At 39.4% G+C, this 7663-nt stretch carries 9 protein-coding genes and 1 pseudogene; all 10 read left to right on the forward strand.

Annotation, left to right across the window (positions count from 1 at the left end):
- The coding region (locus tag C9J42_RS21555; RefSeq protein ID WP_158259498.1) for a hypothetical protein at positions 1-210 on the forward strand (210 nt) is incomplete at its 5' end.
- Between the two features lie 150 nt (positions 211-360).
- Positions 361-852 carry a hypothetical protein gene (locus tag C9J42_RS20975; protein ID WP_107262343.1) on the forward strand — a complete coding sequence of 164 codons (492 nt, stop codon included), beginning with the start codon at positions 361-363 and terminating at the stop codon, positions 850-852.
- Positions 853-962: 110 nt separating this feature from the next.
- The gene (locus tag C9J42_RS20980; protein ID WP_107206452.1) at positions 963-1562 is read left to right on the forward strand and encodes a hypothetical protein; all 600 of its coding nucleotides are present in this window, start codon (positions 963-965) and stop codon (positions 1560-1562) included.
- Positions 1563-1578: 16 nt separating this feature from the next.
- Positions 1579-2538 carry a hypothetical protein gene (locus C9J42_RS20985; RefSeq protein ID WP_107206451.1) on the forward strand — a complete coding sequence of 320 codons (960 nt, stop codon included), beginning with the start codon at positions 1579-1581 and terminating at the stop codon, positions 2536-2538.
- Between the two features lie 142 nt (positions 2539-2680).
- Entirely contained in the window at positions 2681-3637 is a 957-nt protein-coding gene (locus C9J42_RS20990; protein ID WP_107206450.1) for a hypothetical protein, read from the forward strand.
- A 138-nt stretch (positions 3638-3775) separates the two neighbouring features.
- Positions 3776-4735, forward strand: coding sequence for a hypothetical protein (locus tag C9J42_RS20995; protein WP_107206449.1), 960 nt, complete (start codon positions 3776-3778; stop codon positions 4733-4735).
- Between the two features lie 284 nt (positions 4736-5019).
- The gene (locus C9J42_RS21000) at positions 5020-5757 is read left to right on the forward strand and encodes a DUF2931 family protein (RefSeq protein WP_107208784.1); all 738 of its coding nucleotides are present in this window, start codon (positions 5020-5022) and stop codon (positions 5755-5757) included.
- 81 nt (positions 5758-5838) lie between these two features.
- Complete coding sequence (locus C9J42_RS21005) at positions 5839-6576, forward strand: DUF2931 family protein (protein ID WP_107302289.1); 738 nt, start codon at positions 5839-5841, stop codon at positions 6574-6576.
- Between the two features lie 81 nt (positions 6577-6657).
- Positions 6658-7395, forward strand: coding sequence for a DUF2931 family protein (locus C9J42_RS21010; protein ID WP_107208786.1), 738 nt, complete (start codon positions 6658-6660; stop codon positions 7393-7395).
- Between the two features lie 81 nt (positions 7396-7476).
- A pseudogene (locus tag C9J42_RS21015) lies at positions 7477-7663 on the forward strand (DUF2931 family protein); the annotation flags it as partial.

Below are 7663 nucleotides of genomic sequence, written 5' to 3' on the forward strand. Positions count from 1 at the left end.
AGTATTGAAGATGACTCTTTATCTGAAAAAGAGAAATATATTGCAGCAAAAGCAACTGAACTTTTTAATGGTGATGACTTTGCAATAAGCTTTACTCATCCACCTAAAGAAAAAGAAGCTTTGATTGTTGCAAATAATAAAGCACAAGAAAAAGCAGATTCGGTAAAAAGAGTGATTTATATTGATGGGGCTCACGTACCTGAAGGTTAATTATTTTTTAATTTTTGAGCGCTTCCTAAATAAAAAGGAAGCGCTTTTTTAATCAATATTAAAGCAAATTATTGCCCAATTGTTTTTAGGTGTACTATTCAACATTAAATCTATTAGCTTCTTAGTCAGCTAAATTAAGGCCTTAAATGCATGAAAGTAATAATTACTACCCTTCTTTTAACTCTCTCTTCGATAGCCTTAACCGGTTGCTCAAAAGCAACAACACCTCAACAAGCCGATATTGCTGTATTTGAACAATTTTTATCAGAAAATCCGATATCAAGTATCAACCCTTCTATTGATATAGCGAGTATCTATCAGCCAGGTGACCCGCTTTTTGAAGGGGTACTTAATATACAGCGTAAGTTATGGGGAGAAGCTGAAAAAGCACTTCAACCTTTAGCCGATAAAAAAAATCCAGAAGCGATGTATTGGTTAGCCACCATTACCTACGGTTCGAGTATATATGATACTCCGAAGGCCGGAAAAATGTTGATTGAAGCAGCAGAGTTAGGCAACCCCTATGCCGCTCTATTTTTTTCACCAGATAGCCGCTATTGTAATATGTATTTTAAAAATCAATGCAGTGAGAAGTGGGTAGAAAAAGCACAAAAACTGTTTGCAGAACAAGCAGAATATTAGGAAAGAACAGGATTAAAACGCCGTCTGTTTTAGTCGGACCTTGGGGGTGGTTAGCCATTGCAATCTCCCTTACTGGTGGGCTTTGCTACTTATGGCTAAAAGATAACTCAATGCAAGAATGGCTCGCCAATGGTCCTTTTGCAGAGGAGGAAGATCGTTTTAATGGAGAGTATGCATCATTAAAGGACGACCCTGAGCTTGCATATCTTACATGGTTGAACGAAATTATTGGCATTAAAATCACTGTTTATCCAAAAGATAAAGTGCAGTTACAATTAAGTGATAAAGTATCACAACGTTTGAATACAATGCCTACAACACATTATATTCATATTCAGTCGAATTTACCCATCTCATTAAATCAGAAGAATATCACTGTGAAAGCATGCCAAAAGCTTACAAAGGTATTAATTGATGGGAATAATCAGTTGAGTGATCAGTATTCCAGCCAGCAGCCCCTCTCCTCCCTAGGAGGAATGAGTTTAGGTAATAGTTATGTTTTTTGTATAAAAACGACGGAAGATACTCGCCAGACAAAAAATGTCAGAGAAACAATAGAAGTCGCTGTTTTAGCGAAAGCGCGAATAACACATAAAGGTACGGTATTTCCACTTCCTTCTTTAGATAAAAATGCAATACGTTTGAACAATATTGGACCTCCCCGTGCTGACTTTACTCAACAACAAAAAGAATGGGCTGATAACCTATAAAATGAAAAGGATAACCATGAAACATACCCCGTACAATTCACAGCACATTCCGCCGCAAGCGTCGGGGAATCAGCAAGGCTTTTGGTCTCAAATGGCCAGAAAAGGTGTGCACTTCCCATTTACTTGCAATAATCATCATGTTCCAGAAAAAGAGCTGCGATCCCGTACCCCCTCTGAACTGAAAAAGCTTAAGACATTTGAGAGTGATATATACAGTGAGCGTGAAATTCACGACATCACTTTCCCATGGTGGGGCTTGGCCTATTTTTATGCCGTGACTTTTGCGAAAGTTATTGCAATCTATTTTATGCCGTTAGCTTTTTTGGTTTTTGGTATGGTGAATATTTTTACTAAAGCCCCACAAAGTGAACTAAATACAGCATATCTTGGGTTAATCTTTATATCAGTGGTGTGTCTACTCATTTGGTGGTCTTTCTCTTTTTTTAATGGAAAGTTACCCATTAAAACCTTATTTTCATTAAGCCGAGAAACGGGTATGGTCACACTACATGGCTTCGGTAATAAGGTGCGATTTAGTCACCCTTTTGTTGAGTTTGATTGCTACCTGACAACATCGCCAACCCCACAAGGTTTTATTAATTATCAACTGTTTCTTGTTCATCGTTATAATGGTTATAAACATGGGGTTCCCATTGGCCGTTTTATCAATGGTTCAAGAGATCTTGATGAATACAAGCGCTTATGGAACATGATCCAAGCCTATATGGATGTGAGCCAGCCTTTGCCCGACATTCCAATGAATGAGCCTTTTCGCCATAAAGACAATGCAACCGTTGCTTATGATAAGGCGCATCATCGAAAGCCAGATTTTTGGTTCAGTATGGATGATGATGCGTTTGAACAAGCTGTGACGAAAATTGTTGAGAGGCAAAATTCAGAGCCACCATTGGGTGAGGTTATACCGTTCCCTACCACAGATTCTATAGCAACCACACCAAACACGGCTTCTGCCTAACGCATAATAAGCACGCCCATCTCGGCGTGCTTTTTTGTGGAGGTCATATCTCATCATCAATCAGGCCAATTATTGCCCAGTCTATTTAGCGTGTATTCTCACTCTGAGAATCGTTAACGCCGAAGAAAGATAGAAAATAACCATGAAGCATAATCCTTACAACTCACAGCATATTCCGCCGCAAGCGCCGGGGAATCAGCAAGGCTTTTGGTCTCAAATGGCCAGAAAAGGTGTGCACTTCCCATTTACTTGCAATAATCATCATGTGTCAAGTAAAGTGTTGCGATCCCGTAAACCCTCTGAGCTTAGAACGTTAGACCCATCTGAAGGCGGCTACAACGAACGTCAAATTAGAGACATCACATTGCCATGGTGGGGCTTGGTCTATTTTTATGCCGTGACTTTTGCGAAAGTTATTGCTCTCTATATGATGCCGTTAGCATTTGTTCTTCTGGGGATAATATATCTCGTAACCAACATTTCATCGCAATCATCAATCGATATTTTGATTTTTCTTTTATACATATTGATCCCATCCTTACTCATTTGGTGGTCTTTCTCTTTTTTTAATGGAAAATTACCCATTAAAACCTTATTTTCATTAAGCCGTGAAACGGGCATGGTCACACTGTATGGTTTCGGTAATAAGGTGCGATTTAGTCACCCTTTTGTTGAGTTTGATTGCTACCTGACAACATCGCCAACCCCACAAGGTTTTATTAATTATCAACTGTTTCTTGTTCATCGTTATAATGGTTACAAACATGGGGTTCCCATTGGCCGTTTTATTAATGGCTCAAGAGATCTTGATGAATACAAACGCTTATGGAACATGATCCAAGCCTATATGGATGTGAGCCAGCCTTTGCCTGACATTCCAATGAATGAGCCTTTTCGCCATAAAGACAATGCAACCGTTGCTTATGACAAGGCGCATCATCGAAAGCCTGACTTTTGGTTCAGTATGAATGATGAAGCGTTTGAACAAGCAGTGACGAAAATTGTTGAGAAGCAAAATTCAGAGCCACCATTGGGTGAAGTTATACCGATCCCTACCACAGATTCTATAGCAACCACACCAAATACGGCTTCTGCCTAACGCATAATAAGCACGTCTATCTCGGCGTGCTTTTTTGTGGAGGTCATATCTCATAATCAGGCCAATTATTGCCCAGTCTATTAAGCGTGTATTCTCACTCTGAGAATCGTTAACGCCGAAGAAAGATAGAAAATAACCATGAAGCATAATCCTTATAACTCACAGCACATTCCGCCGCAAGCGCCGGGGAATCAGCAAGGCTTTTGGTCAAACATGGCCAGAAAAGGTGTGCACTTCCCATTTACTTGCAATAATCATCATGTGCCAGAAAAAGAGCTGCGATCCCGTACCCCCTCTGAACTGAAAAAGCTTAAGACATTTGAGAGTGATATATACAGTGAGCGTGAGATTCACGACATCACTTTCCCATGGTGGGGCTTGGTCTATTTTTATGCCGTGACATTCGGAAAATTTATTGCTCTCTATATGATGCCGTTAGCATTTGTTCTTCTGGGGATAATATATCTCGTAACCAACATTTCATCGCAATCATCAATCGATATTTTGACTTTTCTTTTATACGTATTGATACCATCCTTACTCATTTGGTGGTCTTTCTCTTTTTTTAATGGAAAATTACCCATTAAAACCTTATTTTCATTAAGCCGAGAAACGGGCATGGTCACACTGTATGGTTTCGGTAATAAGGTGCGATTTAGTCACCCTTTTGTTGAGTTTGATTGCTACCTGACAACATCGCCAACCCCACAGGGTTTTATTAATTATCAACTGTTTCTTGTTCATCGTTATAATGGTTATAAACATGGGGTTCCCATTGGCCGTTTTATCAATGGTTCAAGAGATCTTGATGAATACAAACGCTTATGGAACATGATCCAAGCCTATATGGATGTGAGCCAGCCTTTGCCCGACATTCCAATGAATGAGCCTTTCCGCCATAAAGACAGTGCAACCGTTGCTTATGATAAGGCGCATCATCGAAAGCCAGACTTTTGGTTCAGTATGGATGATGAAGCGTTTGAACAAGCAGTGACGAAAATTGTTGAGAAGCAAAATTCAGAGCCACCATTGGGTGAAGTTATACCGATCCCTACCACTGATTCTATAGCAACCACACCAAACACGGCTTCTGCCTAACGCATAATAAGCACGCCCATCTCGGCGTGCTTTTTTGTGGAGGTCATATCTTATAATCAGGCCAATTATTGCCCAGTCTATTTAGCGTGTATTCTCACTCAGGGAATCGTTAACGCCGAAGAAAGATAGAAAATAACCATGAAACATACCCCGTACAATTCTCAGCATATTCCGCCGCAAGCGCCAGCGAATCATAAAGGCTTTTGGTCTCAAATGGCCAGAAAAGGCCGACAGAGCAAAGATACAATGAGCGTCAAATATTCGAATGTAAACAAGGACAGTAAATGAAAAATATTATATCAACAGGGGTGCTCTGCCTATTACTGGCTGGTTGTAGCATGATAAATAGAGAACGCGTACCTGATGAAGTTCCAAATTGGAGAGTTGGTTATACAATGCCATCACTTTACCCTGTCAGAGTCACTAAAGCATATGGTATAAACACGCAAGAAGATTGGACTTCTATATTGCATACTCATAGTCAATTTATGACTGTAAGTGCATTAAAGCGTGTGAAAGAGTATTTACCCAACTATGATGGTTATGGATTACCACTTCATCTTTTTACAACAGCTAGTTACTCTCAAGTACAATATACAAATCATCTACCCGATAAAGTCGTGCTCTATTGGACATCCCTTTTTGATGCGAAGTTCTATATTACTGAATTAGATGTCACCCCAAAAATGAAAGCGCTGGCCTATAAAAAGCAAAGTTACATTCGACCAGATGGAATAAAACGAGCTTGCTACCAAACGACATTTGATTTTGGTTTCCTGCCAAATGGGCAAGTGAAAGTATGGCTTAAGGGTTGTGGCAAATATACGTACGTTACTGAACTGTCGCCAACGAGCACACCCGAAACGGACTATAACGGAAGTACTTACTCTGATCATAACCAGACAAGAAACTCTGTACTTAAAAGAGCTAAAAAGGCTAACGCAACCTTAACGCCTATCCCTTGGGATAAGGTAAATAAGATATATACATCAAAGAATTATATTGTAGATCAGCTTCATTAATATTGGTTTACCGCCTCACAAAAACCTGTGAGGCGCTCAATGAAAGAGCTAGATTCAGCATTCATTACACAAGGACAGTAAATGAAAAAGATTATATCAACAGGGATGCTCTGCCTATTACTGGCTGGTTGTAGCATGGTGAATAGAGAACGCGTACCTGATGAAGTTCCAAATTGGAGAGTTGGTTATACAATGCCATCACTTTACCCTGTCAGAGTCACTAAAGCATATGGTATAAACACGCAAGAAGATTGGACTTCTATATTGCATACTCATAGTCAATTTATGACTGTAAGTGCATTAAAGCGTGTGAAAGAGTATTTACCCAACTATGATGGTTATGGATTACCACTTCATCTTTTTACAACAGCTAGTTACTCTCAAGTACAATATACAAATCATCTACCCGATAAAGTCGTGCTTTACTGGACATCCCTTTTTGATGCGAAGTTCTATATTACTGAATTAGATGTCACCCCAAAAATGAAAGCGCTGGCCTATAAAAAGCAAAGTTACATTCGACCAGATGGAATAAAACGTACTTGCTATCAAAGTCAATTTGATTTTGGTTTCCTACCAAATGGACAAGTGAAAGTGTGGCTAGAAGGGTGTGGCAAATATACGTACGTTACTGAACTGTCACCAACGAGCACACCCGAAACGGACTATAACGGAAGTACTTACTCTGATCATAACCAGACAAGAAACGCTGTACTTAAAAGAGCTAAAAAGGCTAACGCAACCTTAACCCCTATCCCTTGGGACAAGGTAAATAAGGTTTATACATCTAAACATTTTACTGTTGACCAGCTTCATTAATATTGGCCTATCGCCTCACAGAAATCTGTGAGGCGCTCAATGAAAGAGCTAGATTCAGCATTCATTACACAAGGACAGTAAATGAAAAAGATCATATCAACAGGAGTATTCTGCCTATTACTGGCTGGTTGTAGCATGATAAATAGAGAACGCGTACCTGATGAAGTTCCAAATTGGAGAGTTGGTTATACAATGCCATCACTTTACCCTGTCAGAGTCACTAAAGCATATGGTATAAACACGCAAGAAGATTGGACTTCTATATTGCATACTCATAGTCAATTTATGACTGTAAGTGCATTAAAGCGTGTGAAAGAGTATTTACCCAACTATGATGGTTATGGATTACCACTTCATCTTTTTACAACAGCTAGTTACTCTCAAGTACAATATACAAATCATCTACCCGATAAAGTCGTGCTTTACTGGACATCCCTTTTTGATGCGAAGTTCTATATTACTGAATTAGATGTCACCCCAAAAATGAAAGCGCTGGCCTATAAAAAGCAAAGTTACATTCGACCAGATGGAATAAAACGAGCTTGCTATCAAAGTCAATTTGATTTTGGTTTTCTACCAAATGGACAAGTGAAAGTGTGGCTAGAGGGATGTGGCAAATATACGTACGTTACTGAACTATCGCCAACTAGCATGCCTGATACTGACTATAATTCAATCACATCGAAACAATATTTCCAAGCAACAGAATATGTTAAAAAAAGAGCTAAAAAGGCTAACGCAACCTTAACGCCTATCCCTTGGGACAAGGTAAATAAGGTTTATACATCTAAACATTTTACTGTTGACCAGCTTCATTAATATTGGCCTACCGCCTCATAGAAACCTGTGAGGCGCTCAATTAAATAGCTAGATTCAGCGCTCCTTAAACAAGGACAGTAAATGAAAAATATTATATCAACAGGGGTGCTCTGCCTATTACTGGCTGGTTGTAGCATGATAAATAGAGAACGCGTACCTGATGAAGTTCCTGATTGGACTGTGGCTTATGCTATGCCATCATTTTACCCTGTCAGAGTCACTAAAGCATATGGTATTAACACGCAAGAAGATTGGACCTCTATTTTAC

This window comes from Photobacterium sp. GB-56 (assembly GCF_003026105.1).
Classification (GTDB): Bacteria; Pseudomonadota; Gammaproteobacteria; order Enterobacterales; family Vibrionaceae; genus Photobacterium.

Excerpts from the sequence above, each read along its gene's own strand:
- C9J42_RS21010 (WP_107208786.1), top strand. The coding sequence starts at position 6,658 with ATGAAAAAGATCATATCAACAGGAGTATTCTGCCTATTACTGGCTGGT.
- C9J42_RS20995 (WP_107206449.1), top strand. The coding sequence starts at position 3,776 with ATGAAGCATAATCCTTATAACTCACAGCACATTCCGCCGCAAGCGCCG.
- C9J42_RS20990 (WP_107206450.1), top strand. The coding sequence starts at position 2,681 with ATGAAGCATAATCCTTACAACTCACAGCATATTCCGCCGCAAGCGCCG.
- C9J42_RS21005 (WP_107302289.1), top strand. The coding sequence starts at position 5,839 with ATGAAAAAGATTATATCAACAGGGATGCTCTGCCTATTACTGGCTGGT.
- C9J42_RS20980 (WP_107206452.1), top strand. The coding sequence starts at position 963 with ATGCAAGAATGGCTCGCCAATGGTCCTTTTGCAGAGGAGGAAGATCGT.
- C9J42_RS21000 (WP_107208784.1), top strand. The coding sequence starts at position 5,020 with ATGAAAAATATTATATCAACAGGGGTGCTCTGCCTATTACTGGCTGGT.
- C9J42_RS20975 (WP_107262343.1), top strand. The coding sequence starts at position 361 with ATGAAAGTAATAATTACTACCCTTCTTTTAACTCTCTCTTCGATAGCC.
- C9J42_RS20985 (WP_107206451.1), top strand. The coding sequence starts at position 1,579 with ATGAAACATACCCCGTACAATTCACAGCACATTCCGCCGCAAGCGTCG.